General features: G+C 52.8%; 24 protein-coding genes and 1 tRNA gene. 12 read left to right on the top strand and 13 right to left on the bottom strand.

The window, feature by feature from the left end:
• Nucleotides 1–131 precede the first annotated feature (131 nt).
• From CJD38_RS07170 to CJD38_RS07155, 4 genes are all read right to left on the bottom strand, one after another.
• Nucleotides 132–3,416, bottom strand: a complete 3,285-nt coding sequence (locus CJD38_RS07170) for a UvrD-helicase domain-containing protein (protein WP_107939613.1) — start codon at nucleotides 3,414–3,416, stop codon at nucleotides 132–134.
• Nucleotides 3,413–6,175 carry a PD-(D/E)XK nuclease family protein gene (locus CJD38_RS07165; RefSeq protein ID WP_107939612.1) on the bottom strand — a complete coding sequence of 921 codons (2,763 nt, stop codon included), beginning with the start codon at nucleotides 6,173–6,175 and terminating at the stop codon, nucleotides 3,413–3,415. The genes CJD38_RS07170 and CJD38_RS07165 overlap by 4 nt, the downstream gene beginning before the upstream one ends.
• Nucleotides 6,176–6,217: 42 nt before the next feature.
• A complete protein-coding gene (gene fdxA / locus CJD38_RS07160) occupies nucleotides 6,218–6,541 on the bottom strand; it encodes a ferredoxin FdxA (protein ID WP_107939611.1) in 324 nt (107 codons plus the stop codon).
• 116 nt (nucleotides 6,542–6,657) lie between these two features.
• Nucleotides 6,658–7,209, bottom strand: coding sequence for an NUDIX hydrolase (locus CJD38_RS07155; RefSeq protein WP_107939610.1), 552 nt, complete (start codon nucleotides 7,207–7,209; stop codon nucleotides 6,658–6,660).
• 159 nt (nucleotides 7,210–7,368) lie between these two features.
• Between CJD38_RS07155 and CJD38_RS18535 the strand changes: the two genes are divergently transcribed.
• From CJD38_RS18535 to CJD38_RS07135, 4 genes are all read left to right on the top strand, one after another.
• Nucleotides 7,369–8,349: a hypothetical protein gene (locus CJD38_RS18535; protein ID WP_206362909.1), complete on the top strand. Its 981-nt coding sequence runs from the start codon at nucleotides 7,369–7,371 to the stop codon at nucleotides 8,347–8,349.
• A 593-nt stretch (nucleotides 8,350–8,942) separates the two neighbouring features.
• Entirely contained in the window at nucleotides 8,943–9,269 is a 327-nt protein-coding gene (locus CJD38_RS07145) for a hypothetical protein (RefSeq protein WP_107939609.1), read from the top strand.
• A gap of 153 nt (nucleotides 9,270–9,422) precedes the next feature.
• Nucleotides 9,423–9,674, top strand: a complete 252-nt coding sequence (locus CJD38_RS07140) for a hypothetical protein (protein WP_107939608.1) — start codon at nucleotides 9,423–9,425, stop codon at nucleotides 9,672–9,674.
• A gap of 9 nt (nucleotides 9,675–9,683) precedes the next feature.
• Nucleotides 9,684–10,163 (top strand): hypothetical protein, encoded by a 480-nt coding sequence (locus tag CJD38_RS07135; protein WP_107939607.1) that lies wholly within the window; start codon nucleotides 9,684–9,686, stop codon nucleotides 10,161–10,163.
• A gap of 173 nt (nucleotides 10,164–10,336) precedes the next feature.
• Here CJD38_RS07135 and CJD38_RS07130 read toward each other — a convergent pair whose 3' ends face one another.
• From CJD38_RS07130 to CJD38_RS07115, 3 genes are all read right to left on the bottom strand, one after another.
• Complete coding sequence (locus tag CJD38_RS07130; RefSeq protein ID WP_107939606.1) at nucleotides 10,337–11,635, bottom strand: RES family NAD+ phosphorylase; 1,299 nt, start codon at nucleotides 11,633–11,635, stop codon at nucleotides 10,337–10,339.
• A 745-nt stretch (nucleotides 11,636–12,380) separates the two neighbouring features.
• Nucleotides 12,381–12,896 (bottom strand): hypothetical protein, encoded by a 516-nt coding sequence (locus CJD38_RS07120; protein WP_107939604.1) that lies wholly within the window; start codon nucleotides 12,894–12,896, stop codon nucleotides 12,381–12,383.
• 37 nt (nucleotides 12,897–12,933) lie between these two features.
• The gene (locus CJD38_RS07115; RefSeq protein ID WP_146165941.1) at nucleotides 12,934–14,181 is read right to left on the bottom strand and encodes a hypothetical protein; all 1,248 of its coding nucleotides are present in this window, start codon (nucleotides 14,179–14,181) and stop codon (nucleotides 12,934–12,936) included.
• Between the two features lie 73 nt (nucleotides 14,182–14,254).
• Between CJD38_RS07115 and CJD38_RS07110 the strand changes: the two genes are divergently transcribed.
• The 5 genes from CJD38_RS07110 to CJD38_RS07090 all read left to right on the top strand — a co-directional run bounded on the left by CJD38_RS07110 (nucleotide 14,255) and on the right by CJD38_RS07090 (nucleotide 19,186).
• Entirely contained in the window at nucleotides 14,255–14,500 is a 246-nt protein-coding gene (locus CJD38_RS07110) for a helix-turn-helix domain-containing protein (protein WP_107939602.1), read from the top strand.
• An 86-nt stretch (nucleotides 14,501–14,586) separates the two neighbouring features.
• Nucleotides 14,587–15,393: a hypothetical protein gene (locus CJD38_RS07105; protein WP_107939601.1), complete on the top strand. Its 807-nt coding sequence runs from the start codon at nucleotides 14,587–14,589 to the stop codon at nucleotides 15,391–15,393.
• Nucleotides 15,394–15,467: 74 nt separating this feature from the next.
• Nucleotides 15,468–16,124, top strand: coding sequence for a hypothetical protein (locus tag CJD38_RS07100; RefSeq protein ID WP_146165940.1), 657 nt, complete (start codon nucleotides 15,468–15,470; stop codon nucleotides 16,122–16,124).
• A 325-nt stretch (nucleotides 16,125–16,449) separates the two neighbouring features.
• On the top strand, nucleotides 16,450–18,156 hold the full coding sequence (locus CJD38_RS07095; RefSeq protein WP_107939599.1) for a hypothetical protein: 1,707 nt from the start codon (nucleotides 16,450–16,452) through the stop codon (nucleotides 18,154–18,156).
• 10 nt (nucleotides 18,157–18,166) lie between these two features.
• Nucleotides 18,167–19,186: a hypothetical protein gene (locus CJD38_RS07090; protein ID WP_107939598.1), complete on the top strand. Its 1,020-nt coding sequence runs from the start codon at nucleotides 18,167–18,169 to the stop codon at nucleotides 19,184–19,186.
• Between the two features lie 217 nt (nucleotides 19,187–19,403).
• Here CJD38_RS07090 and CJD38_RS18355 read toward each other — a convergent pair whose 3' ends face one another.
• The 5 genes from CJD38_RS18355 to CJD38_RS07065 form a co-directional block, all read right to left on the bottom strand.
• Entirely contained in the window at nucleotides 19,404–19,877 is a 474-nt protein-coding gene (locus tag CJD38_RS18355) for a hypothetical protein (RefSeq protein ID WP_146165939.1), read from the bottom strand.
• Complete coding sequence (locus CJD38_RS18895; RefSeq protein WP_107939596.1) at nucleotides 19,874–20,140, bottom strand: helix-turn-helix transcriptional regulator; 267 nt, start codon at nucleotides 20,138–20,140, stop codon at nucleotides 19,874–19,876. Before CJD38_RS18895 ends, CJD38_RS18355 begins: the two co-directional genes overlap by 4 nt.
• Before the next feature lie 102 nt (nucleotides 20,141–20,242).
• On the bottom strand, nucleotides 20,243–20,773 hold the full coding sequence (locus CJD38_RS07075; RefSeq protein ID WP_107939595.1) for a hypothetical protein: 531 nt from the start codon (nucleotides 20,771–20,773) through the stop codon (nucleotides 20,243–20,245).
• Nucleotides 20,770–22,008 carry a tyrosine-type recombinase/integrase gene (locus CJD38_RS07070; protein ID WP_107939594.1) on the bottom strand — a complete coding sequence of 413 codons (1,239 nt, stop codon included), beginning with the start codon at nucleotides 22,006–22,008 and terminating at the stop codon, nucleotides 20,770–20,772. Before CJD38_RS07070 ends, CJD38_RS07075 begins: the two co-directional genes overlap by 4 nt.
• 151 nt (nucleotides 22,009–22,159) lie before the next feature.
• Nucleotides 22,160–22,247: transfer RNA gene (locus CJD38_RS07065), tRNA-Leu, on the bottom strand.
• A gap of 62 nt (nucleotides 22,248–22,309) precedes the next feature.
• Between CJD38_RS07065 and queA the strand changes: the two genes are divergently transcribed.
• Nucleotides 22,310–23,350, top strand: a complete 1,041-nt coding sequence (gene queA, locus CJD38_RS07060) for a tRNA preQ1(34) S-adenosylmethionine ribosyltransferase-isomerase QueA (protein ID WP_107939593.1) — start codon at nucleotides 22,310–22,312, stop codon at nucleotides 23,348–23,350.
• Here the strand turns inward: queA and CJD38_RS07055 are convergent.
• A complete protein-coding gene (locus tag CJD38_RS07055; RefSeq protein ID WP_107939592.1) occupies nucleotides 23,347–23,748 on the bottom strand; it encodes a low affinity iron permease family protein in 402 nt (133 codons plus the stop codon). The genes queA and CJD38_RS07055 overlap by 4 nt on opposite strands.
• 124 nt (nucleotides 23,749–23,872) lie before the next feature.
• On the opposite strand from CJD38_RS07055, the gene tgt reads away from it, so the two are divergent.
• A complete protein-coding gene (tgt, locus tag CJD38_RS07050) occupies nucleotides 23,873–25,060 on the top strand; it encodes a tRNA guanosine(34) transglycosylase Tgt (RefSeq protein WP_107939591.1) in 1,188 nt (395 codons plus the stop codon).
• Nucleotides 25,061–25,233: 173 nt separating this feature from the next.
• On the top strand, nucleotides 25,234–26,103 hold the full coding sequence (gene ypfJ, locus CJD38_RS07045; RefSeq protein WP_107939590.1) for a KPN_02809 family neutral zinc metallopeptidase: 870 nt from the start codon (nucleotides 25,234–25,236) through the stop codon (nucleotides 26,101–26,103).
• Nucleotides 26,104–26,156: the final 53 nt, after the last annotated feature.

Below are 26,156 nucleotides of genomic sequence, written 5' to 3'. Positions count from 1 at the left end.
AGGAAGCTGGGTTGAGACACTGTCCCCGCACTGGGGTTCAAAGGCTCAGGATTGCGGGCGATTTTGGCATATTCGCGGCCCGTACCCTAACTCGGGCTGTAGACAAGATTTTTAGGCTTTGTGGGTAGTGCTCAGCTCAACTCTAGCCAGCGCGTAGCGTGGGTGAGTAGCAGCCCTATTCGTACCGGGCGACCCGGCCATAAGCGCATCACGCCTTCGCGATAGGCCAGTAGCTGGTCGCGATAGCGAGTGAGTAGTGCCTCATCCTCACCGCCGCGCGATGTTTTGTAGTCGAGCACCCAGAGCGTTTCGCCATCATCGACGAGACGGTCAATCACGCCATGAAGCTCGCCGTGGCTGATCGGCACTTCGTTCCATGCGCGCTGAATTTTGCTGATATCGAAGAAAGCTTGCAGCGCAGGTGCGGCGATGACGGCCTGTGCTTCTGCAAGCCACGTCGCGAAGTCGGCGTCACGCACGCTGCTGCCGATCGCGGCTTCAAGTCGACCGCGCAGAGCCGTCTTCGTATCTGCATCGGATTCGCTCAGCTGTTGCAGCAAGTAATGCACTGCGTGGCCACGCAAGATCGCGGCGCTGTCGTGCTCTTCACCATTCGCACTGGGGCGATGTGTTTTGCTGATTGAAAGTTTGATCGGCTGACGCAGGCGTGGATCGTCAAGAACTTCATCAGCCTTGCTTGCTTCGCCATTGACGATAGTAGGTACGCCATCTGCAAAGACGTAACTGTCGTCGTCACCGACATCCACGCCCATCTGCATAAAGGCATTCGTCGCGTGTTCGTGCCAGCTACGTTCTTTGTCTGCTTTGCTTGGTGCAAAGCCAGAGAGATGCAAGAACTGACGCGCGCGTGTCGCTGCCACATAGAGCAGATTCATATCTTCAAGAGCTTCGCGTTGCTTGCGAGCGTCGATCAGTGATTGCGAGAACGCATCACGATTATCTTTGTTGGCAGCCAGAACAAAGCAGGTCGGACGCGGTTCGTTCGAAGGCCATTCAACCACCCAGCCGGCATCCTTGTTACTGCTATTGCCATTGCCGGTTTGCGCCATGAACACTGCAGGTGCTTCCAAACCTTTTGCTCCGTGCACCGTCAGGATGCGGACTTGGTTGTTCGCGGCATGAGGCGGTGTTTCGTCTGGTGCTTCACTGCTGCGTTCAAGCTGCGCTAATTCTTGGAGGAAGCGCGACAGCGAAGGGTAACGACCGCTATCTGTTTCTAGTGCCATCTGAAGCAGCGCATTGAGATTGCCGCGCACACGCACACCTTGTGCGGCAGGCAGTGCGGCTTCGTAACGCGCAGCCACATCGCCTTCGTTATAGATGCGATCCAGCAAATCGTGCACAGGCAATTGGCGCGACAATGCGAGCCATTGTTCAAGCAGAGTCTGAGCGCGTTGTAATGCAACGCTCGTTGTTGTTTGCTGAAGTGCTGCGCGCCAGTTTTGTTCGTTCTTGCGTGCAGTGCTGACCAGTTCGATCAGGTCATCATTGCTGGCAGAGAACATTGGCGAGCGCAGAACGTGCGCTAGCTCCAGATCACGCACAGGTGAGAGCAAGAATCTCAGCAGCGCAGCAAGATCACCGGCCTCGGCTGTTTTCAGTAGGGTGCCACGTGCAGCGCCGATGAAAGGAATATCCGCTTCAGTCAGTGCCTGTTCCAGCGCACGCAGATGTGTGCGCTTGCGCGTGAGGATCAGCACATCGCCATAAGACAGTGCGCGCCCTTCGATTTCCCAGCGTGCGTCAACCAGCTTACGGATGCGTGCTGCGATCAAATGTCCTTCGCGTAGTGCGCGCGTATTTTCCGGATCAGGACGTGGCGTGGTCAGCGGATTGCGGAAGGGTTCAGGCTCGTCGCCATCCTTGATATCAGGCGCAACCAGTGGTGCGAGTTCGACGCGACCCCAGCCGCTACGAGCCGTGCCGTGAACGGGAAAGTTTGGAATCAGATCCGGCGGCGTGAATAGCGCATTAACCCAGTTGATGATTGCCGGAGAAGAGCGACGCGAGAGTGAAAGCGTTTCCTGATGCGCGTCCAAATGTTCCTGCATCCACGCAGCGGCCTGCGGCAACAAATCCGGATTGGCGCGACGGAAGCCGTAGATGCTCTGTTTGATATCGCCCACGATAAACAGACTGCGTGCACGCTCTGAATTACCTGCGGCCATTTCTTCAAGCAGTGGTAATAAGAGCTGCCATTGTGTTGGGCTGGTGTCTTGGAATTCATCGAGCAGCAGATGATCAATGCGTTGATCGAGTTTGAACTGCACCCAATTTCCTGCATCCGGATCGCGTAGCAATTTGCTGGCGTACCACTCCAGATCAGTGAAGCCGATGCGGTTGCGCGCACGGAATTCGTCTTTGAGTTCAGACAGCGCAGCAGTGCCCAGGATTAGCGCGGATTCTGTACGGCGCAAGGTGTACAAGCGCGCAAGCTGATCAATGACGCGCTGTACGACTGCAACAACTTCGCCATGCGCCTGAATAAAACGATCGGCCGATGATCCCAATGTTTTCAGCGCGACCTGCGAAGGCTTGAAACCGTAGGGTGTGAGCTTCTGGGTGAAGAGTCCGGCGATCAGCGTTTGATAACGCAGATCGCCTGATTGTTCGAGCGCTGGCAACAATCCATCAGCGCGAACATATTGACCAATCTTGCCGACGGCGCCGAGCCCGCGACTGAAATCGCCAAGCGACTGTTCAAACGATGGGACTTGCAACGCGCTGTGCGGATCGTCGCTGACGATGTCCAGTTGATCGCGGAGATGATTGATCGCAAATCCCAGCGCGTCATCTTGACCGTCGGTATAGCTCCACCACTCTGCGCGACGCTTGAGGAACTCCACAATGATATTGCGCAGGCTCCATTCGGTTTCGCCTTCGTCGATCAGTTTCTTCAGTGCGAGGCCGGGCGCGCTTTGTGGCGCGGCCAAAAGTTTTTTCTGTAATCCGCTCCATGCGGCTTCCAGCAATGCTTGTTCGTTCTCGCTGACTTCAAAACCGGGTGCAATACCAACTTCCTGCGGGAAGCGTGCTACCAAATCCTGACAGAAGGCGTGCAGGGTGGTGGCGCGCAGTGGCCACGGATGAAACAGCAGTTGCTCGTAGAGACCGCGCGCGCGTTGACGAATGGCGTCGTTGGCTTGGAGATCAAGCTCGGCGAGTGAAGCGTCGAGCGCAGCATCGTCTGCGAGCGCAAGTTGACGTAAACGTTCTTCAACACGATGGCGCATTTCTGCTGCGGCCTTGCGTGTGAAGGTGAGCGCGAGAATGCCATCGGGCGCATGGCCTTCAAGCAGCAAGCGTGTGATGCGTGCCGTCAGCAGCCAAGTCTTGCCACTGCCTGCAGAGGCCGAGACGCTAACGCTGCGTGCGGGATTGAGTGCCTGATTCATGCGCGCTCCTCCGCCCACGTATCGACGCGGCAGAGTCCACGGAAATCGCAGCGCGAGCAGGTCAGGGCATCGCCATGTGCGGGCAAGGGCGCAGCTTTGCGCAGAGCAGCGAAGACATCTTGAAGGCGATCCAACACGCCAGCGCTTGCGATGCTGAGGTCTTCGCCTTCAATGGGTTTGGGTGAATTTTTGTCGCGTTCGAGAACCAGATATTCAACGCTGGCGCAGGGTTCAGTCAGCAAAGCGTAGTGCGTGGTTTGTACGGATTCACCGTTGAGCACATCTTCTTTTTTGGGGAAGGCGCCAGTCTTGTAGTCGACTACGCTGTAAGCCGTATGGACACCATTGTCATTGTTCTCCAGGCGATCAATGCGTCCTTTCATCGTCAGCTCAGCATCTAGCTTCAGATGTTTATCCGCTTCTGATTCAACCTTCGGCCATTGCGCGCTGCGCACGATCATCCAATTGGCGAGTTCTGGAATCAGTGTGTTGATTTCAACCAGCCAGACTTGCGCCAAAGCGCGATTGCGTAGGTCGTCTGCCAACACGGCATAAGTGATGACACGCAGCGCGTGCTCAATTTCATCGCGTCGATCAGCGGTGATTTTTCCAGAGAATGCAGCTGGCATCCCGGGCCGCTGCTGATGGAAGGCTTGCAGGATGTTGTGCACACGTTCGCCGAAATCACGACGGCTTACGGGCTCGTCGGGCTCTCGTGCCTTCTTAAGTCCCAAACCACTGCTGGCGAAAAACTTATACGGGCAATCAATCAAAGTCTGATGCGCGCTTGCGCTCAAAGACTTTGTGAGCAGCGACAGTGGCAATGCCGGACGTGGTGCGGTGTGAGGCGTTGGCAACGTTGTTGGTGTCGAGACTTCAATCGCTTTGCTTGCTGCAAGCAGTGGCAATGCGGTGTCGACGCTTGCGAGTCCTGTCACCTGCAACGCTTCGGCCCAAGGACAAACTTCTGCAGATTCATCTTCCTGATCTGCGGCGTAAGTGATGAGCACTTGCGGCGCGGCGTGGATCAGGCTGCGGAAGCGCCCGAGTTGCTGTTCAAGTTTAGCGATCCAATGCGGCAGGCCTAACTCAGCACGAACGCTGTGATTGAACACGGGCTGTGCGCTGGGCTTGCCGGGAAATTGTGCAGCGCTAGCGCCAGCAAAAATCAGCACGTCGCAACGAAGGCCTTGTGCTTGTTCCGGTGTGAGCAGGCGCACGGGACTATCAATAGGGTTTGGAATAAAGCTCGCGCTTTCGAGCGCGCGCTCAAGTATGGAACGGAATTCGTTCCAGCTTAAGCGGGGTTTCTGACGTTGCAGCACGGCGTGCAGTTCTTCCAACTGGCGAATCAGTACTGCACCTGCCGCATCGCTCTGCCATGTGCGCCACAGTGGCAAAGCTTGCAGACTTTGAATCAGCATCTGACTCCAATCTGCGCCGTTGCGCGCCGGGCCGTGCACAGGCGGCAGCAAGCGCGCAGCGGAGTCCAGTGGGCTCAAGAGTTCTTTCGGCACATCTGCGTGTTTGCGTAAACGTTCAATGCCACCAGAGATTTTTCCTGCGTAGATCGCGAGTTCTAACTGGTCGATTGCTTCAGGCGCAGCGCTGTCATAGAAACCAGACTTGAGTAGATCGAGCAGCGCGCGGAAAGGGAAGTCGCGATCGCAGCAATCCAGCCAATGACCAAGACTTGCTGCAGCAGAACTGGTGGAGAGCGCCCAGCCGGCTTCATCGCGCAGCGGAATGCCTGCACGTTCAAGCAGCGCACGCAGGCGACGAGCAAGTGCGCGATCTTGTGTGACGACGGTGATATCGCAAGGACGCTCCAGCAGAGTGCGACGCACTGCTAGATCAACCATGCGCGCTTCATGCTCAGCTTGCGTGGCAGCAGCGAGTTGAATGCGTGTAGAGCTTGTTGATGAGATGCGTTGCAGTAATGGTGTGCCGCTGTCGTCGAATGCGCGTGCGCAGTCGTCATCGCCGAGATCAACGCTGACAGCATCGCCGCCTAAATCTTTTGCAACTTGCGCAACGGAAGCACGGCCACGACCCGTGAGCGGGCCTTGCAGCCAGACGCAAACTTGCTCGCCGCTCAGGGCATCTCGCAATAAAGTTTTTTCGCTGGCACTGAAATCATCGAAGCCAATCAGCACTACACGTTCATTGGGTTTGAGAGTGCTTAGCGCCTCTTGTAATTGCCGCGTGTACGCCACTGCTGGGCTGCGACCTGCGGTGTCGCGCAGATATGCGGCCCACAGCACATGAATATTTTTTGCTTCCGCGGACGCCTGCGCTAACTTCGCTCCATATCCGCGCTCGATGCGCGCAAGAAAGCGCGCTTCGTCTTCTGCCAAATCTGGCGTGTTAGCAGAGAGTTCTTCAAATAGGCCGAACAATGCTTCTGCGACTGTTGCGGGATCTTGTCCGGGAAATGCGCCGGGATAGGCACGCAGTGCTTCGGCGAGAATCAATTTGCAGTCGAGTGCGGAAAGCGTCGATGTGTTTTTGGTTTGCGCCGCAAAACCCGAGAGCGTGGTGATGCGCGGACCCAACAATGCGCCGCAATGTTGCGTGAGTTGACGACGCAATCGCGAAATCTGCGCAGCAGCAGGCAGCAGCAACGTGAGCGAGCTGAGATCAGGAAGTTGTGAGCGATAGGCTTGCGCCAGTGTCTCTGCGGCCCAAGCCAAAGGATCGGCGTGGGCGGGGATCAGCGCCAGTTTAGGCGCGAGCGGAGGAGAGACTGAGCCGTTCATGAGCGCGCAAGCTCAACATGAACGGCCCATGTGCTGCAATGTTTAACGTTCGAGCTGCGCCAGCTTGCCCGGCTTGCCATCCCAAGAGGTGGCATCGGCAGGCTGTTCTTTCTTTTCGGTGATGACTGGCCAAATTTTGGTCAGTTCCGCGTTCAGGCCTTTGAAATTGGCCTGATCAGCGGGCAAATCGTCTTCGGCAAAAATCGCCTTCGCCGGGCACTCGGGCTCGCACAGGGTGCAGTCGATGCACTCTTCGGGGTCAATCACGAGGAAGTTCGGGCCTTCGTGAAAGCAATCCACGGGGCAAACTTCGACGCAGTCGGTGTATTTGCACTTGATGCAGTTTTCGGTGACGACAAACGTCATGGTGTTCCTCTAAGGCCTTAACCCAAAATCCGGCGCGGATTGTAATGGTTTAGCGCGCTTCCGTCAGGTCGCAACGCATTAGAACGCTATTGATAAGGCCTTTGGGCCTTTCAGGCTTACTCCGGTCGGAGCAGGCGTTTGGTCAGATCAAGCTCATGAAAGCCCTGAATGCCCTGTGCCCGGTCAGCAAAAAAGAACTTGAGACTGTGAAAAATCGTCGGGAAAGCAATCTCATCCCAGGGGATTTCGTCCTCGCGCATCAGCCGGACTTCCGCGCTTTCGTTGGTCGGGCCAAACTCCGGGCGCAATAGCCGCGCACGATGAACTACATAAATTTGGCTCACATAGGGGACATTAATGACGGACAGCAGGCCGGTAATCTCGACTTCCGCCTGTGATTCCTCTTTGGCCTCGCGCGCGGCGCCTTGGCCACTGGTCTCGTTAAGCTCCAGAAAGCCGGCAGGGAAAGTCCATTTGCCCAAGCGCGGCTCGATATTGCGCTTGCACATCAAAATGCGTCCGTCTTCCCACTCCGGGATGCAGCCTGCGATTACTTTCGGGTTGAAATAGTGAATCTCGCCGCATTGCGTGCAGACATGGCGGGGCAGGTGATCGCCAGGCGGGATCTTCAGTTCCACTCCTTGTCCACAGGCGCTGCAGAATTTCATCGGTGTTGGTCAATCCGGGTTTGAGCGCGCATTGTGCGTGGAAACATCGCAGACAGCGAGCGCGCAGTGCCCGGTACGGCGTCTGGATTTAGAGAGGGAAATCGGTGAATATTCGGCAGCCGTTACATTCGTACTAAATAAATAGAGACGGGGAGAGATATGAAAAAGCTGGGCACACTACTCTTAAGTATGTTCGTCGTATTGCCGGTCTATGCGCAGGATGAAGCTGCCGCTGCCCCCGCCGCTGAAGAAGCCGCACCTGTCGACGCTGCGCCAGCGGATGCAGCACCAACTGATACCGCAGCCGCCCCAACTGAAGAAGCTCAAGCAGAAGCCGCGCCCGCTGCTGATGCAACTGCCGCCGACGCTGCTCCTGCTGAAGCTGCACCAACAGACGCCGCAGCAACTGAAGCTGCCCCAGCTGATGCCAGCGCAGAAGCCGCTCCAGCAGATGCTGCTGCAACCGATACCGCAGCAGCAGAAAGTGCCCCAGCTGACGCCGCTGCTCTGACCGATGGCAGCGCCCCTGCGGAAGGAGCTCCGGCTGACGCTGCAGCTGCAACCGACGGCTCCACCGAAGCCGCTGCTTCTGAAACGCCAGCAGAAGAACCCGCCGCTGAAGAGCGCAAGCCTTGGCAGCTTTATGCCGGCTACAACTACGTGCTGGCTAACTTCCTCGCGTCCAGCCCAAGCTCACCACCGACGCCGAACCCAGCCAATCAGTTCAGCACCGATAACCTGCACGGCAAGTTCCACGACGTTCGCTTCGGCGCCCGCTTCTTTGATGTCGTAGGTCTTGAAGCGCACTACGGCTTTAAGGCGGGCAGCGACGACAAGCCAGACAGCATGGGCGTCAAAAACAGTATGGCGCTGTACATCGTCCCAACCGGCACGCTGTTCGATGTGGTCGAAATCGCTGCGCTGGTCGGTTACGCCCGTACCAAGCTTGAGCACGACGGCAAAGAACTCAGCCTCAACGGCGCGTCTTATGGCGCGAACATTGAAGTGCCGCTGCGCCCATTGCTCGGCGACTGGATGCCTGACCTCCGTCTCGGTGGCGGCTTCATGGTCTATCACCAAGACAGCGAATCGCGCGTTTATGGCTCACACGTTGGCGTGCGTTACGACTTCAAGATCTAAGCTTCACGCATAAGCAAAAAGGGCGGCCCTCGGGTCGCCCTTTTTGTTTTGAATGCTTTTTATCCGTAGATACTTGAACGCCAGTTGCAGCTCCTGCGCGTCCATGCGCCCGCTGCATACCGTACTTCCTGTACATAAAACAGATAAGCCCCGGGTTTGCCGGGGCTCATCCATTACAATTGGTGCTAAGGGGGGCTTCTAATTAAATATTTAATTACCTAATTATATTGATTAAATTTAATTATAAAAATAAACATTCCCCTACGAATGCCCCTAAAAATGCGATGCAGTTCAAGCGGTTGGGCCTAGCTGAGGAGTGATTTGTGAGTTCCCATAATTCTGGAAAATTATGAGAATGAGCATGTTTTTTTGTAGAACATGTGTGATCTATCTTCATATTTTGCAGCGTTAATCGGACATTGATTTAGCGGTCTAATCTGGCGATAGTTCAAACACAACCATAAGAAATCACGGCTTTAAAAATGATGCCGCTGAATAAAACCGCCGCAGAGCAGCAATTAATGACCGCTATTAGGCGGTCTAATTGTAGTTGGGCATATGGGCTGTAGCTCGTTCACTACGAAGGAAACTTAATGAAACCTCTCCTATTTGTTTTATTGCTGTGCATGTCAGGTGTTACTAGCGCAGCCACTCCGCAGCAATGTGACACGTCTACTTTCCCTGATTTTTGGGCAGACGCTCAAGATACGGTTGCACAACTTCAAGTTTCACTAAAGGCTGCTGCCGCTGAAAAGAAACTCGGCCCTGCTTTTTTACTCGCGGCAGACAACGCTTTTAAAACATGCGAAAAAACTCGCAAACGTATTTATAACGGCGGGGGTAGCGGTGGGTCTGCCAGCGCGTCAAAGTGCGAAGCAGAAATCATTTGCGGATTTATACGCTCCACAGAAGTATGGTAGTGGCCTTAGCCTGCACCCTGTGAATCAATTGTCCGTGAGCATATTGCCCAACAAGACGTTCCACCGGGAAAACCCGCCTCCGCTTCGCAACGGCGGTTTTTCCGGTGAACTTAGGCGTTGAGTATTGCAATACAACCGTTTGGGGGACATTAAATGGACGTAGCGTCATGGCTGTTAATTGCAGTACTTGTGGTCGGCCTCGCCTCGCTAATCGGTTTCTTCTGCACAAAAACAAAGGGCTTTGGTCGCTTCGCGACCAGCACGTTTCTAATCCTTGTTGTTGTCATCATCGCCGCCCTGTTCTTCGCTGCTGGGAAGCTTGATCTCTCGCTCATGGCGAACATCTTTTTTGCGGTAATTGGCTTTGCGGGCGGCCTATTCACCGGCAAGGACAACGAAAGTTAGGGGCTCCGAATGAGAAGTATTAAGTCATTGCTTTACCTCATCCCGTTGGTCGTAGCTGGTGCCTTGTCCGGTTGCGGCGTGAATAAGGCTCTAATCGCGGGCGCAGCAGAGGGTCCTAAACAGATATTCATTAATCTTCAAGGTGATCCATTGCTGATAGCGATCGAACTAAAGACTCTTCTTGCAGCAAAGGGCTATGAAGTGGCGCTCAACACCGAAGAAGCTGGGAAGACCGTCGTTCAGAACACAAACACCGGAAGCGTGATCTACAAGAACGTCAGTGACTCGCGATTTCGTTACGAGCTGACGCTTGGCTACGTACCCATTCAAGAGCGAATCCAGCTCGTCGCGGCGTCAATAAGGGACAGAGAGCAAAACAAGATTCTCGGCACTTATAGATGGAGCTGGAACCAATTGGCACCAGCTCCAACTATCGAGCGAGCGATCGAGATGATTGATGAAAATCTCTTAGTCAAGGTATTCAGATAAGCAATGCCCAGCAACGCGTTTCAGTCGGACTGGCGTTGCTGACTGACCGCTTTTTGGTGGTGAATTGAGAAGTGTGGCCGACAAGAATTGGCGCCAATTCACTGGCGACACATAGCCCAAGCGGACCGTGACTAGAGCCACATTCTCAGCGATGAACAAGGAAGAACTTTGTATCAAAACCCGGAAGGATCGATATCGATCGACTCGTCGTCCTCGCCCAACACTTCCAGTACATGGACCTTGCCCTTGCGGGTCTTCGCCAGCGCTATTGGCGTCAATCGATACGACACGCTACCTACTCGCTGCATTTTCAAAGAGTCTTTGACGTACGCGACTCTGAATGCCTCGCTGGCCGGCAAAAAATACTCATCGTCTGAGAAGATCACCGCGTTGATGCCTCCCAACTTCTGGGCGGACTGAAAAATGACGCCGTCGAAGCGCAAAGGATGAACATGAGCAAGGTATTCGGCCATGTTTTGAGTGATGAGGTAGTCGCTTTCCTTTCCGGGCACGATCGGCATGGAGATGAGTTTGTGAAGGCGCTTGGACAGAGCCGACATCTCAATTTGGGCATTGAAATCTGGCTGGAAGTAGCTAAGTTGCTTTCTGGGCCTCGCTTTCTCAAATCGTCCAAAATCGAGCAGGCGAAGCTGCCGCGTGGTCTTTAGGCGAATAGACACCACGTCATTACCGATAGCCGGGCGGAGTTCTGCGACCGCTGTTGCTCGGTTCAGTGAGGTATAAAGAACGGTGATTCCTTCGGCGTTCATTCGCCCGGCGCGCGTGGCCGCCGCCGGTGGAGGACCGACATGGGTGAGCGGGTCGTCGGCGATTTGCTGGAGCATCTCTGTGCTCAAGCAGATGCGGGCTCGATACAAGCGTCGACCTTTGGGGATGATTCGGACGACTGGCACTTTGGCGGCTTTTAACGACGAGCTGCTTCTCTCGTAGCAGTACAGCGTCTCAACGTCGGCGAACAGCGCGTCGAAAAGCTTCTTGGCGAGCGGGCTGTAGAAGCGGCGTGTAGTTTTCAGCTCGGCAAGAGTCGGGTGCCAGTGCTTTTCCAACGGTGCGATTGCTGTGCGAGTTTCGACGTAGTTCGTCGTCGAGTCCCAAAAGCATTCGTCACCGCTACGAGGGTCGCAGTCCTCGGCGGCGCAGACCGCGTCAACGAGTTCGTCCTCGAACGGATAGTTGTCGCCGATGACGGATTGGACGATGAATGCCATGTCATCGCCCTGCTGGTCGTCATACACGCGGTCGTCGTCACCTTCACCGATTCTGTGGACGATGTCGCCCGGTTCGAAGTGTTCCCGAAGGATCGGCTCGATGAGTTTGCCGAGGTCCTCGACAGACATCGCTTTGTTGACGTCTTTGCTGCAAATCGAGCACTCGATCAGTTCGCCTTGTGCATCGATGATCGAAGCCAAGAACTTGTCGGTCGAGCATTGCGAGCAGAGCGCACTATCCATTACGAAACCCAAAATTGGCAGTATCCGCAGATCAATCGCAAATTGGCGCGTTGACCGTTCATGGGATTGTATACCTCCGTGGTCACGCCCCCGTTTCAAGAACCGACTCACATCAAAACTAACAGTCTGTTTCTGGCACCTGCCTGCCCTGCGTGGGTGGGGGACTCTTGAAAAGGGTGTTTAGAGAAAGATCATGGCGAAGGTCTTAGTCCATCCTTCGGGAAGCCGTTAGAAAGTCTTTCGTGTTAGACCCTTCCATGACCCTTCGAAGGGTCATGGAATACTCTAACAAGGCCCTTCCAAGGCCCTCCCAAGGCCCTTCCAAATATTTGGAATGATTGCTTGAATACTTCAACAGTAGTTGGAAAGCATCTAACTACTGGGAATCACTCATGGAATTTCCACCTTGGGAAGGGCTGAGAAAATCAAAGCCCATCTATAACGGCTCCAGAGTTCTTCACCCATCGAACTTTTTTCTTGTCCCAGATGAATCTAGGTTCGAGCATGCGCATCAACGCGATTGCATCGTCTGGATTTGGTGCTGAGAGAGAGCCGAGATAGCCGATATAGGAGCGGTCACTAGCAGTGAACGCTTCATGCTCGTAGAAATAGCTAAGCCAGCGACTGCCGCAAATTGAGCACGTCCGCAAGCACACCTCGCCGTAGGATTTGGTTTCTCCTAGATCTTCTGTAGACCAATCTCGCTGCGGCCCGTCGGTTAAACATTTGCAGTTGGATTCTCCCGTCATCTAGCGCCTTCCGCTTGCGGCGTGACATTGTCACTCTCATCTTTCTGTTTCAGGAGCTTCTTGATCCCTTCCCTTGAAAGCTCCCCTTTAAAGCACCGATTCTCTATTTCCTTGAGGCCACGATCAGTTCCGGGATCGCTCGCGTCATACCAATACATTGTCACGATCACCGCTTTAACATCTTCGCCGTTGAGATGCGGAAACTTATATGGAAGAAGATCTTCACCTGCTTTATAGCCCTGATAGGCATCTGTAATCGAAAAACCATTCTCCATGGATTTGGATATGTTCTTTCCAATAGCGAGCATTTCAGAGCAACGCTTGGCCCTGAACTCATCATCTGATTCGGTAGGCTGTTCGATAGTCTGCACGGGGCTCACCGCAGATTGGGCTTGAGCTACTACTGGCGAAACCGGCACAGGTGATCGCGGCGTCCAGAATAACAATTTGAGCATTGCTGCCGACAAAAACACATAAATAGCACCAAGGCCAATATATCCAGCAACGCGCATATCCTTCTCCCCAATGGTTCGGTCTTTTTTGAATGGCCTAGTTCATCTTGCAATATGACGGCATGATCCCATCCGCAGTAGCGTCGTCGAATTCTTGACGGGTTTTAAGCTGGCAAAGGGCAGTGTCTTTAAAGGCAATTGAAATAATCTGCTGATTCATTCGCATGTAAGAACCACGCTGGATTACTTGCTGCGCATTTTGAGCGAGTGAATAGGCCTTAGCTCCGCCGCTGGGAACAGAGATCGGCTCAATAAGGGTAGTGGCAAATCCGAGGGAGCCCCTTTCATACCCGCAGCATGGCGCTAGTATTTTTCCGTTTGCCAGAGCGAATGCGAAATCATGAAAATCCGCAGACACGACATGTTTGGAAGCGTTATTAATTAAGAGATATACGCCGTGCTCGGGGTGAGCAGCAATTCCCCAAACTACATTGTCGACCTTCCAGGCAAAAAATTGCTCAGTAGGTCCAGTACTAGCTTTTACGTTATTTAAGGTTGCCCTCGAAAGGATGCCATCTCGACATTCAAGAGCAATCAGAGCATACGCTGATGCGGCATCCTCCTTTGAATACATTGCCAACACTGTAGCCTCCATGTCGGCAGCCGACAGTGCGGGGTAAATCTTTTTCGCCAAATCAGGCTCATCAGTGATGGCATCAAGGGAAAGCTTGATGGGATATCCCGCCGCAACATTTTTAGCGATACCTTTGCCGAGCGTCAGCATCTGTACGCATCGCTCTTGATCAAGATCCTGATTGGGTTGCTCAATCGCCGCACTGGACACTGATGAGACAGAAGGTGAGGTTGCTGTTGGCGCTGGATCTGATGCTTGATTTTGCGCAGCGCGACTTATGGATGGCTCAATAGCTGGAGGCTTCGGACCGCTCAGGACAATGAGGACAAGAAAAAACGTTGCCGAAATTACAGCGGAAATTGCTACTCGACATGAACCGATCCAATTGGGCAGCCAGTGAGCTTTTTTAATTAGCCCGTTAACTGGCATCGTCTGCTCTGTAAGCGAATTACCACAATGCCTACATCTCGTGGCGTTAGACATAACGAGTTCTGTGCATTTATTGCAGCGCTTCATCTCTCCGCTGGATATTTGATTGCGCTCAATCTGTTCTTCTCGATCAGGTAGCAATAAAAGGACTAGCAAAGTCGCGATGCTTAGTAGTGCGCCTGCCAAACCCCATAAGGCTGCATCACGACCTTTCCCATGAGCTATGTTTGCGCAAGCCAAAAAGAATATGGCTCCCCAAGCCATTAGCAGCATATTTCCCACAAAAATCTCCTTTTTCGATTTTTCAGAATATCTGGATTTTAGATATCTGTAAAACAGATATTAGGGTTGCTGTATGGGGAAGCAGCTCTACAATAAGCAGCGGGAAAGATTTCGCACGACAATCAAGCAAGTGCGGCTTGATGCCGGCTTAACTCAAGTCGAGCTAGCGGATAAATTGAAACGCCATCAAAGCTACGTGAGTGATTATGAACGTGGTCACCGACGGCTCGATTGGGTTGCCATCGAAGAGGTTCTAGTCGCGTGTCAAACTAATTTGGTGCATTTTTCGAAATGGTACTTAGCGGGTGGGCCTAAATAATCCAAGACGTGTCACGCAGCGAATGCCGCTGCGATTGGCGATAGACCGGCAAATACATTGCCAGGCCACTAAATATTCGAGGAAACATGGTCACCCCATTAGTATTCCGCGGAGCGTCTGCCGGACAGTGCAATATCTGCGGCGAGTTTGGGAAGCTAACGGAGGATCACACTCCACCTAAAGGTTGTTATCGTCCGACAGCCATGGAGGTACAACACCTGCATCAGGCGCTGAGCGCTGAACCTCTGCCTCGCAAATATAAAACAAACAACGGCGTAAGGTTCAGGTCACTATGCGCACATTGCAATAATGCGCTGTTAGGTGGCTTGTACGATCCTGCGTTGATCAAATTCTCGACGCAAGTAGCAAGGCTGGCGATGTTTCAAGATTCACTTCCCCGGAATATGGCTATTCCGGGGCAACCGCAAAAAATCATGCGCTCTATTTATGGGCATCTAGCGGCAGCGACAGTGAATGGTTATGGACAGTGGAGCGGATACGAAGAGTTAAGTCACTGGTTTCTTTCGGGCAAGGGGCAGCTGCCAGCTGGGCTTAAACTTTATTACTGGTTCTATCCCTATAAGCCACAAATTATTGTGAGAGGCTTTGGATTTACTCCCATGATTGGCTCTGGATCCATTTTTGTCGGCTGGGTCATGAAATTTTTCCCACTAGCGTTCCTCTTTGTTAATCAAGAAGAAGGGATCGCTTTGGATTTGCCTGAAATGAGTGTGTACAGCGACCTTCCTATGGATGCTGAGATTGATTTGCACATCCCTCTTCGGCCAACTACTCATCCACGATGGCCAGAGAGCTATGTTGGTGAGCACGGCCTAATTCTTTCAGGCAATCACGCAATGCGAACGATAGAAAGGCCGCGTCGCTTTCGATAATACGTTTAATGCTTACTCAATCAGATGTCTATGAGAGTGGAGTAAATCCACATAATGAAAATGGGTCGCAAGCCATGACTAATGACCAGATTGAGAACCTTATAGACGAGTTGAACGCGCAAAGGTTAGGTGATCGCATATTCCTAGCCAGCCTCTCGCGCGCCGTGGATAGGGCTAAAGTTTGGCTAAATGAGCCTCAAGGCGTAGCCGGATTTGAAGGCGTTCGCGAATTCTTCTTTATCAAAAATGATGAAGGCCTTTATGTCGCTGCTATAGAAGATTTTGAATACGATCTCCATGCTTTTGTGAAGCCAGCTTATCGCCGTCAAGGTCATCTCTCTAGGGCGATGAAGATAACGATCCTTCCCAAACTATTCCAAGATGGTAGAGCGATACAAAAAATTACGTTCAACGATCCCTACGTGGCTGAGTACTGCGTGAGAAATTGGGGATTTTCTGTGACCGGGGAAAAAACGGCTGAAATCGACTTGTCCGTTTATTCTGCCTGGCAAGAAATCGCCCCAATAAGAGCTCCATTATCTTGGGATGACTACCATTCTGGAATTAAAGTTAAGCTCAATCGAGCCAGGCTATATTTAGAAATGATCAAAGATCAGTTAGATATGGCATACGGCAGAGACGGTAGCTCATGTATAGAAAGATATATACGCGATCTTGAATGCCTTGGGGGCGAAGTCCAAGATCTTATTCAGAACAATCTAAAGAAATAGACTGACTTGAAGGCAATGAGTTTTTCTTGAGCCAGAAGACAAGCTACATGCTTCGTCTACGCTGTCTTGCGAGTACTCATTTTGATTTCTGAACAGCTATGAAATGCCGTGTATGCGATGAAGATCAAAAATCAATTGTCAGCTTTTATCTGCTTGGAAATGGCGCTATTGGGAGGCCTAATCAGTGCCCACTTTAGATCCTAACAAGGCGTCAAATACGGCGAATTTACTTCGGCCGCTCTGGTTTCGAGTGGTTGACATTTTTTCGGGTATGACACGCCAATAAAAAAGACGGCCGATGTGAGGCCGTCGTGAGAGGAAAGAATTGCATAACTATTCTCATAAAAAGGTCATCGAGACCATCGCTAAGCTCGACGCGATTCCTGCGAATCCGGAGGAGTACGCTGAGTGGATTACGGCTGAGGCGCATCTTGCTTTCCTTCGTATTAACGCTGTTTCAGACGAGCTTGTAATTTTTGCTAACGGCGAATATTCGTTTGTGGACTCCGTCGTTGTTCCCAACAAACTGCTTGCGCGAATGACGCCAGAGCAATTGGAGCAGTGGCACTTTGAGGCTTACGCACCTATAGCTAGTTTTGTCTCTGGCGGGGGCAAAGAGGGCGTGTGGATTGAACGCGACGTCAGGCATCGTGATGACGAACATCTAAAGGCTGCCCGACTTGTTTTCAACAGGACATTTGAAGGGTGGGAGGGTTCAGGGCGTAGTTACGTTGAGGTGAATCAAGAATTTACTCATGTAACTGGCGTCCATTGGAGGCCCGAGAAGCGAGCGTATTGCCGCTTTGATAGTCGCGGAGATCTTGAGGCTGCTGTATCGGTTACGACGCGGGAGGACAAAGGAAGTCGGATGACTCTCGTGACATTCAAATGGGATGCATTGGAGGAATATCTATCGGCCGCGGACGCAGTCCTGCTTCGGAGATTCGATTTCACACTGCTTCGGCGGGGCGGGTTCAATGGCTGGCCGCAGACGACGCCAGAAAGCGTTCGAGAATCAAATGAGCTGTTCTATCGTCGGCTCATTCTTCATGGACATGCTGCCTATACTGCGGGAAGACAAATTATTCGCCCGCGCAGATCTCAGCAAGCTATCAGCACGGCTATAACGAACAGCTGGGGTGGCACTACGGACAAGAAGTACGCCGAATTTCTTGCCTACGACTGGCGAAATAATAAGAACGCAATGATCTCAGCTTCGCCAGAGGCAACAACCAATTACTTTGATGCAAAGGACAATCCTTTGCCTTTCGAGTTGTCTCCGGCATTCTTTCGCCCCGAAGTTCTCTCAAAATATAAGACTGATAGGGACAAATACACGCTGGCTGAGCGTGAAGTCACATGCAGGACCGCATGGCGCCTAAAAGGCATCGATGTGAATGAAGCGGGCCAAGTCCACGCTTATATTTGCGATCTCCGCCGTCTGCCATACGAGGAACAACTTCACTGGCTCGGTCACAACGAGTCACCAAAAGCATCCATCTCGAAACGAGCGTTCATCAATGACTTTGAGGGCAAGTTCGTGCATTTTACGGAGCCCCCAGCAGCCGTCCTTTCAACGGTCCGGCGCTGGCACGATGAAAAAGTTTCATGGTGGGCACTTCGCGACCAAAAGTTGTTGGGATGCGTAAATACCCCACTGACGGCAAGTCGCGACGAATGGGCCGAAGCCTTTATGGATCTTGCCAAGCTTGTTGTTGAGGGATTTGAGACTTCATCGATCCGCGCAAAGCTAGATGCGGCGAAGCTCGTGTACAGCAAGGATGATCGGACAATTACTTTGCTAGAAAAACTACTCAACAAAGATGCTGCGCTCAGTGATCAGAAAAAGCTTGTAGGGCTTCGCACTGTTCAGAGTTTGCGCTCAAAAGCCAAGGGACACGCTGGAGGGTCCGAAGCGGAAGAATTGGCGCAGAATGCTTTGATGCAGCACGAGACGTTTGCGAATCATTTTAAGTATGTTTGCGGGCTTCTCACCGAGGAGCTAGCAGCTATCGAAGGGTTATTCGCGTAGAGAACAATTTATGAGCTTCATCGGCGATTATCAGCGTGAATCCAAACGTCAAACCGAACGTTCTCGCTGTTTGCATTACGCCAAAGGAGCGCGATGCGATGAGCTTATTTCAGCTCATTCCATACAGAGCAAGGGGCAATTGAGCCTCATTGCAGAGAGGGGACATGTTTATCGTGTAGGTGCAGATATTTCACTTCTTCGGAGGACGCAGGGGCTGCCGCAGCTTATAAAAGTTGGTGTCAACAAAGCGTCAACTTTCGCGGGATTCTGCAAGCATCATGACAACGAGCTCTTCGAGCCAATAGACAACTTTCCCTTTGAGCCAGTCAAGCATCAAGTCGCCCTTTACGCATATAGATGTTTATGCCGCGAATACTTCGTAAAGGAAAATGCACTTGTTTTGGCCGACAAGATGAAAGACCACCCTGAGCTCAGTACGTCCCAAAAGGCGTCGCTCAAAGAGACTTGGATGGGGCATGGCTTAGGCTTCGCTCCGTTGCATCAGCAAAAAGTTCATTATGATCAAGCGCTGCTCAATAGAGATTACGAGAAATTTAGGTTCACGTGCTTTACCTCATCGGAGCCGTGCAATGTGCAAATGTCGGGTCTCTTGTATCCCGACTACGACTTCTCTGGTCAGTTACTTCAAGATCTCCTTGAAAGGCGCTCTGCGTTAGATCTAATCACGTTTTTTACTGCACCAATGCGTGAAGGTTGGGCATTTGTATTCGCTTGGCATGTATCAAGCAATCAAACGTGTGAGCCCTTTATTCAATCACTTGATTCGAAAGTGGCTAATGGCGAGAAACTTCAAGACGCACTTCTACGGTTTACGCTCTCTTGCTGTGAGAATCACGCCATACGTGTTTCCTGGTGGGATGGCCTTGACGGAAGCTCCAAAGATGCAGCCATTTCACGAATCCACCTAATGACACACCCGCACATACCCGTGCCCGCAAGCTACCTTGTGTCGGGTTGTGAAGGGATCGCGAACTGGGCTTTCGATGGAGAACACACAGCACTTTGTTAAATCTCATAGCGCCCCTTGCAGGTAAAGCTAAGTAAGGGCTTGTTTTAGGCAATTTGCCGTTAACAGATGTACAGCACATAGCTAAAGCGACAAGGCGCGTATGCCTGACATGTGAGATGGCCCATAGATTGACGGGCACGGTGATTACTTCGCGATGCATGAGCATCTGCGAAATTTTTTAGTGAAGAGATTGGGCGTCCCCAAATGGTGGCAATGTTTACTTGAAGTTTTTGCTGAGTTCGATCTCGCCGTTAAAGGCGGTTACTTTTGTGAGGTAAGCGGATACAGCTTCTGCAAATTGAACCATCTCAACTTTGGCAATGCCGTGCTTACGGTTCCATAAGTTTTCCATGCTATTTAACTCTTCGCGTGAAAGATTTTTGCCTTTGACGGTAAGCAGCACATGCAAATGCAATTTCTTAGTCCCTGCCTCAATTGAGACCGCCCAAGAGAGGTGCTCGGCGGCCCTATTAAAATATCGAGAGCCAAACATCTTCCGGTTAGAGGCGTGAATCCAATTCTTGAAAATGGCTAACGCTCTGTGTGGCGTCACAGATTGATGCTTAAAGGTCAATGTTGCCCATGCTTGGAAATTGCGATTGCGCAGGAACTTTGCCCAGGAATCATGCAATTGTTGACGCTCAGTCTGTTTCGAAGGGGCGCGTAGGCCGGATGGCCGACGGTTGCTCACGGAGCGCTCTTTTCAGCGGATGGCGATGGTTCGCGCAAGGCAGTTTGTGTTGCCCGTAAAGCTCCGACGTTCCAAGCTGTAACGCGTGGGCCCGGCTTAATGGGTTTAGGCAGGTGTCCAGAATTGCACCACCGCCACACTGTGGCATGTGAAATTCCAAACAGTGCTTGGACTACCGGTTGCCGAACATATGCACTATCGGGTAGTTGATCAAAAAATTGAAGTAAGTCGGAAGAATGGCTAAAGCGGTTGTTGCGGGACATCTCTCGCTCATATTGATGTTGGCGAAAGCAAAGTAGTCCCTGATTTTTTCCTCAACAACGCGTTTGCTGGAAAACTAATGCGTTTGCCAGCAAATACATTTTCTACAAAGGTTTGAACCAATCTCTTTTAACAGTTGATCTCTTCGCTCTTATATTGAAATCCCTAAGCAGGATTGGATATAAAATATCCAAGAAGTCATCTTGAGAGAGCTTTTCTTTACGTTGAGTGCGAAGAGTCCATTGGGCTAGAAAATACTTTCTGCCTTCTTCGTTTTGTGCCGCATATTTTTCTTCCTTGGTCTTAGGTCCTTTCCCTGCTCTTCGTGAGTTTCCCCTTTCGTGAGCGATGAGTATTAATCCTAAGACACCCCAGCCAGATAGTGGGCGAGCTGCAATAAGTGCTAACGCCTCGGGATCTGATTTTGCGGAAATCACACTCTCATAGAGCTCCAGCGCTTGCTTCACGGCCGCCTGCTTCTCGTGGACCGCAGGCATATCGATGCCAATGCATCCATTCTCATGCAAGCTCTGTAATAGCCTTTGTTCGAAATGATTGAAGCCCTCATATTTTTCAGGGGCGCTTTCCAGATACTGTGCTACCCATGAGCTTTTACTGACTTTTGACCGACTCATTTTCTTTGTCCAGATTTGTAAGGAGTAATCTCTTCGTTGGCTTTTATACTGTCCAAATGGTCAGCCCACTCCTGCATCATTTCGCGACGTTGATCGAGATATTGAGCTTGGTTGTATGTGCCGCGAATTTCGTCATCATCTCCGTGAGCTAACTGGCGTTCGATCCAGTCTTTGTTGTACCCGCGTTCGTTTAGCGCGGTACTCACGACGTGTCGGAAGCCATGGCCGGTTTGCCTGCCTTTATAGCCTATGGCCCCGAGCAGGCGGTTAATCGTTCCATCGCTGATCGGTTGCTTGGGTTTATACGGACTCGCAAAAACCAGAAAATTTCTTCCTGCGTCATTTCTCATTTCAGACAATATTGTTATTGCCTGCGCTGAAAGTGGCACGACGTGCGCGCGCTTCATCTTCATGTCGGCGCCTGATTTGTTCCAAGTTGCGGCCTTAAAGTCGATCTCGTCCCAAGTTGCTTTGCGTAATTCGCCTGGGCGAAAACCGGTTAATAACAAAAGTAAGCAGGCACGCTTAATCTGTAATGAGGCTTTGTGATCGTTCAGTGCGCGCAAGAAGGCCGGCAGCTCAGATTGCGGGACGTGCGCATAGGGTTTGGATTTTGGCGCCTGTGCTGCCACCACATTTAGGTCGGTAGCCTGATTTATTTCTATAACGCCGAGGCTCCTCGCATAGCGAAATATCAGTGAAAGCCAGCCACGGCACTTCTTCGCTACGTTAAATGCTCCGCGGGCTTCAATTTTCCGAAGGACGGTGATTAGTTCTGCGCGTTTAATTTCGGCGATTGGGCGCGTGCCTAGCGGGGGTAATAGATCTAGATCGAGGTAAAGCCGTACTTTTTTAGCTGTCGTCGGTCGCCAGTTGCCTGAGGCGTTGGCTTGATACCAGGCCTCGGCTAATGCCGCAAAAGTATTCTCACGGTGTGTTTGGGCAGCTAGCTTGACCTCTTTGCGGTGGTTATCAGGGTCAATCCCCTTTGCTACCAACTCGCGTGCATTGCGGCGCAGATCGCGCGCGGCGGCCAAACCGATCTCAGGGTAGCTGCCAAAAGCGATAGGGCCGCGCTCTTTGCCATCAAGCCGGTATTTGAACCGCCACAGCTTGCCACCGGTTGGGGTAACAAGTAGAAATAGGCCATCACCATCAAACAACTTGTAAGGCTTGGTCTTGGGCTTTGCGCTTTTACACTTGGTTTCAGTCAGGGGTTTAACGGTGCGCGGCATCGTAGGGGTCTTTGCGGGCTTCCCCTATAGATACCCCTAAGATAGGGGTATGTCAAAAGACCGGGTGAGACCACCTGAAAGCTGTAAAAACTAAAAACCCCCGTATTATCGGGGGCTTAGAGTTGACAAGAGACCATCTGATACATCAAATTGGTGCCTAAGGGGAGACTCGAACTCCCACGGGGGGTTGCCCCGGCGGATTTTGAATCCGCTGCGTCTACCGATTCCGCCACTAAGGCTGAAAAAATCCGTCGTACCAACACCGCCGCACGACTTCAGCGGCCGCGATTATAACGATCCTATGACAACACACCAACGTCGTTCTGACTTTTTTTACGATTTACCGCCCGATTTAATCGCGCAGCACCCAGTTGAGCCGCGCAGTGCGAGTCGTTTATTGCATTTGGGCACGTCGGGCGTGGCTGATCGGGCGATTGCGGACCTGCCGGATTTGCTGCAGCCGGGCGATTTATTGGTGTTTAACGACACCCGTGTGATCCCCGCGCGTCTGTTCGGGCAAAAGCCCACGGGTGGTCGGGTGGAGATTTTGGTCGAACGTGTGCTGGGCGATCGCGAAATCATTGCGCAGGTCGGCGCTAGCAAAACGCCGAAACCGGGCGGCGAGATTTTGGTGGCAGATGCCGTCTTCCGCATGATTGACCGCGCCGACGACATGTTTCGCCTCAGTTACGAAGGCGAAGGCGAGGGCGATGTGCTGTCGTTTTTGGAGCGCGTCGGCCAAATGCCGTTGCCCCCTTACATTCACCACGATCCCGATCAGACCGACAGCGAGCGCTACCAAACTGTTTTTGCGCGCGAACCCGGCGCGGTTGCGGCGCCAACGGCGGGCCTGCATTTTGATGAAAGTTTGCTAGCGCGCATCCGCGAACGCGGCATTCGTACCGCAACGCTGACGTTGCATGTTGGCGCGGGCACCTTCCAACCAATGCGCGTGGAGTTGCTCAGTGAGCACAAAATGCACGCCGAACGTTTTGAAGTTTCCACCGAGTTGGTGACTGCAATTGCGCAGACCCGCGAGCGCGGTGGGCGTGTGGTGGCTGTCGGTACGACTGTGACGCGTGCGCTGGAGTCTGCCGCTGCGCAGGGCACGTTGCATGCCGGAAAAGGTGAGACGCAGATTTTCATCACGCCCGGTTACACATTTAAAGTTGTGGACCTGCTGCTGACGAACTTCCATCTGCCAGAAAGCACGCTGATGATGTTGGTCAGTGCCTTTGGCGGTTATGAGCGACTGATGGCCGCTTATCGCCACGCCGTCGAGGCGCGGTATCGCTTCTTTAGTTATGGCGATGCGATGTTGATTGAGCCTTTGCGCGGCTAGTCATCGCCGTCTTTGCTGTCGCGCACTTTGCGAGCTTCGCGTGCGAGCGCGAGGTAGCGCTCGCGGATCGAGTCGAGCTCTTCTTCTTCCAACTCTTCAAGGTTCAGCACCACATTATTTGCGCCTTCGAGCGAACGAATGATTTCGTCCAGCTTGATTTGCAGCGCTTCTGAGTCGCGGTTCTGCGTGTTCTGAATCAGGAACACCATCAGGAAGGTGATGATCGTCGTACTGGTGTTGATCACCAACTGCCAAGTGTCGCTGAAGTTGAAAATCGGCCCGACTGCGGCCCAGATCACCACGACGAGCGTTGCGATGGCAAAGGTTCTGGGCCTGCCGGCCTGAGAAGCAGTCAGTTTTGCAAAGTGCGTAAACCAGGAGGTTTTCTTATCTGCCATGACGGTCACCGTATCCTTGGAGCCCTCAAGGTATCAGCATCCGCACTGTCACTGGCTCGCATAAAGTCTGCATAGCCATGCTGAGCCTCAGCACTGGCAGCCGCGTAGCGCGTAAAATGCGCGCATGAAATTTGAATTGATCAAGCAGGACGGCCATGCCCGTCGCGGTCGCCTCGTATTTGAGCGCGGCACGGTAGAGACGCCAGCCTTTATGCCCGTGGGCACTTACGGCACCGTCAAAGCGATGAAGCCGGAAGAGGTCCGCGATACCGGCGCGCATATTCTGCTCGGCAATACCTTCCATTTGATGATGCGCCCCGGCGAAGAGACCATTCGCGGGCTCGGCGGTTTGCATCGCTTCATGAATTGGAAGGGGCCGATTCTCACTGACTCCGGCGGCTTCCAAGTCTGGAGTTTGTCCGGTCTGCGCAAGATCACTGAAGAAGGTGTGAAGTTTGCCTCGCCCGTGAATGGCGACCGCATCATGCTCACGCCCGAGCGCTCCATCGAAGTTCAGCACGCGCTGGGCTCCGACATCATCATGCAGTTCGATGAATGCACGCCGTACCCGGCCACCGATAAGCAAGCGCGCAAGAGCATGGAAATGTCTGCGCGTTGGGCTGCACGCTGCAAAACCGCGCACGCCGCGCTGCCACAAGAAACGCGTGGCGGTGGCGGTGAAGAACGCAGTGCGCTATTCGGCATCGTGCAAGGCGGCATGTATGAAGATTTGCGCCGTGAATCGCTGCAAAAATTAGTTGACGTTGGTTTTGATGGTTACGCGCTTGGCGGTTTGTCCGTCGGTGAAACTGAAGAAGAGCGCTTACATGTGCTCGACGCCATCGGCCACACACTGCCCGCAGATCGCCCGCACTACTTGATGGGCGTCGGCACGCCACGTGATCTGGTCCAGGCTGTGGGTCGTGGCATCGACATGTTTGATTGCGTGATGCCAACGCGTAACGCGCGCAACGGCCATCTGTTCACGCACGAAGGCGTGATCAAAATCCGCAACAGCGCGCACAAGAATGACAGTCGTCCGCTCGATGAAAAGTGCGACTGTTACACCTGCAAAAATTATTCACGTGCTTATTTGCATCATCTCGATAAGTGCAACGAGATTCTCGGATCGCAGCTCAACACGCTGCATAACCTGCATCACTATCAAAACGTAATGCAGCGTATCCGTGCTGCGATTGAGGCGAATGACTTTCAACGCTTCTCTGCAGATTTCCTTGCGGGTGAGGGCGCCGAGCGTGGTGCACATAAAATCGCGAAGAAGGTCGCAGGGCCTTTAGATAGCGCGATCTAAGCGATCGTCATCCCCGCGAAGGCGGGGATCCAGTTCTGGCTTGGTTGCTTGCTGGAACGAAAACTGGATTCCCGCCTTCGCGGGAATGACATAGATGCTGTAGTTTGTTTTTGCGGTGCAGAATAGTTGCTGGTGGCGCACGGCCATCGTCCACATCTGAAGCAGGTATCAGCATGAAATGGGAAGGCGGCCGAAAAAGCGACAACGTTAACGACCAACGCGGCGCAGGCGGTGGCGGTATGCGCCTTGGCGCAGGGCGCTTAGGCATTGGCGGCATCGCAGTTGTAGTGGTGCTGAGCTTGCTGATGGGCAAAGACCCTATTCAGATGCTGGGCCTGCTCGGGCAAATCGATGGCGGCGCGCCAGCGCCGACTGAGCAACAAGCGGCGCCGATAAATGATCGCGACTCAGATTTTGTCCGCGTGATCCTCGGCTCCACTGAAGACGTTTGGAACACGCAATTCAACGCCGCCGAACGAAGCTACGTTCCACCCAAGTTGGTGATCTTCTCCGGCAGCGTGCAAACCGCTTGTGGCGGCGCAACCGCTGCATCCGGTCCGTTCTATTGCCCGGGCGATCAGCAGGTCTATCTAGACACCAGCTTCTTCGACGAAATGAAATCACGTCTCGGTGGCGGCGGTGATTTCGCCAACGCTTACGTCATCGCACATGAAGTCGGTCATCACATCCAAACCTTGCTCGGTTATTCCAAAAACCTCGACGCTGCACGCGCGCAAGGCGAATCAGTAGCAGGCGATGATGGTCCTTCTGTGCGTCTGGAATTGCAGGCTGATTGCTTTGCGGGCGTCTGGGCACACGATGCGCAACAGCAGATGAAGTGGCTGGAAGTAGGCGACATCGAACAAGCGCTCAGCACGGCCTCAGCAATTGGTGATGATCGTTTGCAGAAACAATCTCAAGGCACCGTGGTGCCGGACTCGTTTACGCATGGCAGTTCAGCGCAGCGTGTGAAGTGGTTTAAGACTGGGTTTGAGAGTGGATCGGTGGCTAAGTGCGATACGTTTGCGGCGGCGAATCTCTAAAAGTTGAAGTGTGTAGGCTGGGTTGAAGCATGGCGAAACCCAGCATATCTCGA

The organism is Stenotrophobium rhamnosiphilum, assembly GCF_003052265.1.
GTDB classification, from domain to species: Bacteria; Pseudomonadota; Gammaproteobacteria; order Nevskiales; family Nevskiaceae; genus Stenotrophobium; species Stenotrophobium rhamnosiphilum.
The sequence above is the reverse complement of the archived record's forward strand: the minus strand, read 5'-3'. Positions and strand labels throughout refer to the sequence as shown.

What these genes read in the sequence shown, in the direction of transcription:
- fdxA (WP_107939611.1), bottom strand. Translation starts at nt 6,541, where the DNA reads ATGACGTTTGTCGTCACCGAAAACTGCATCAAGTGCAAATACACCGAC.
- CJD38_RS18895 (WP_107939596.1), bottom strand. Translation starts at nt 20,140, where the DNA reads ATGTCCCGCAACAACCGCTTTAGCCATTCTTCCGACTTACTTCAATTT.
- CJD38_RS07105 (WP_107939601.1), top strand. Translation starts at nt 14,587, where the DNA reads ATGGTCACCCCATTAGTATTCCGCGGAGCGTCTGCCGGACAGTGCAAT.
- CJD38_RS07075 (WP_107939595.1), bottom strand. Translation starts at nt 20,773, where the DNA reads ATGAGTCGGTCAAAAGTCAGTAAAAGCTCATGGGTAGCACAGTATCTG.
- CJD38_RS18535 (WP_206362909.1), top strand. Translation starts at nt 7,369, where the DNA reads ATGAAAAAGCTGGGCACACTACTCTTAAGTATGTTCGTCGTATTGCCG.
- CJD38_RS07100 (WP_146165940.1), top strand. Translation starts at nt 15,468, where the DNA reads ATGACTAATGACCAGATTGAGAACCTTATAGACGAGTTGAACGCGCAA.
- CJD38_RS07145 (WP_107939609.1), top strand. Translation starts at nt 8,943, where the DNA reads ATGAAACCTCTCCTATTTGTTTTATTGCTGTGCATGTCAGGTGTTACT.
- tgt (WP_107939591.1), top strand. Translation starts at nt 23,873, where the DNA reads ATGAAATTTGAATTGATCAAGCAGGACGGCCATGCCCGTCGCGGTCGC.
- CJD38_RS07155 (WP_107939610.1), bottom strand. Translation starts at nt 7,209, where the DNA reads ATGAAATTCTGCAGCGCCTGTGGACAAGGAGTGGAACTGAAGATCCCG.
- CJD38_RS07130 (WP_107939606.1), bottom strand. Translation starts at nt 11,635, where the DNA reads ATGGATAGTGCGCTCTGCTCGCAATGCTCGACCGACAAGTTCTTGGCT.
- CJD38_RS07170 (WP_107939613.1), bottom strand. Translation starts at nt 3,416, where the DNA reads ATGAATCAGGCACTCAATCCCGCACGCAGCGTTAGCGTCTCGGCCTCT.
- CJD38_RS07110 (WP_107939602.1), top strand. Translation starts at nt 14,255, where the DNA reads ATGGGGAAGCAGCTCTACAATAAGCAGCGGGAAAGATTTCGCACGACA.
- CJD38_RS07090 (WP_107939598.1), top strand. Translation starts at nt 18,167, where the DNA reads ATGAGCTTCATCGGCGATTATCAGCGTGAATCCAAACGTCAAACCGAA.
- queA (WP_107939593.1), top strand. Translation starts at nt 22,310, where the DNA reads ATGACAACACACCAACGTCGTTCTGACTTTTTTTACGATTTACCGCCC.
- CJD38_RS07135 (WP_107939607.1), top strand. Translation starts at nt 9,684, where the DNA reads ATGAGAAGTATTAAGTCATTGCTTTACCTCATCCCGTTGGTCGTAGCT.
- CJD38_RS07055 (WP_107939592.1), bottom strand. Translation starts at nt 23,748, where the DNA reads ATGGCAGATAAGAAAACCTCCTGGTTTACGCACTTTGCAAAACTGACT.
- CJD38_RS07120 (WP_107939604.1), bottom strand. Translation starts at nt 12,896, where the DNA reads ATGCGCGTTGCTGGATATATTGGCCTTGGTGCTATTTATGTGTTTTTG.
- CJD38_RS07165 (WP_107939612.1), bottom strand. Translation starts at nt 6,175, where the DNA reads ATGAACGGCTCAGTCTCTCCTCCGCTCGCGCCTAAACTGGCGCTGATC.
- CJD38_RS07140 (WP_107939608.1), top strand. Translation starts at nt 9,423, where the DNA reads ATGGACGTAGCGTCATGGCTGTTAATTGCAGTACTTGTGGTCGGCCTC.
- ypfJ (WP_107939590.1), top strand. Translation starts at nt 25,234, where the DNA reads ATGAAATGGGAAGGCGGCCGAAAAAGCGACAACGTTAACGACCAACGC.
- CJD38_RS07070 (WP_107939594.1), bottom strand. Translation starts at nt 22,008, where the DNA reads ATGCCGCGCACCGTTAAACCCCTGACTGAAACCAAGTGTAAAAGCGCA.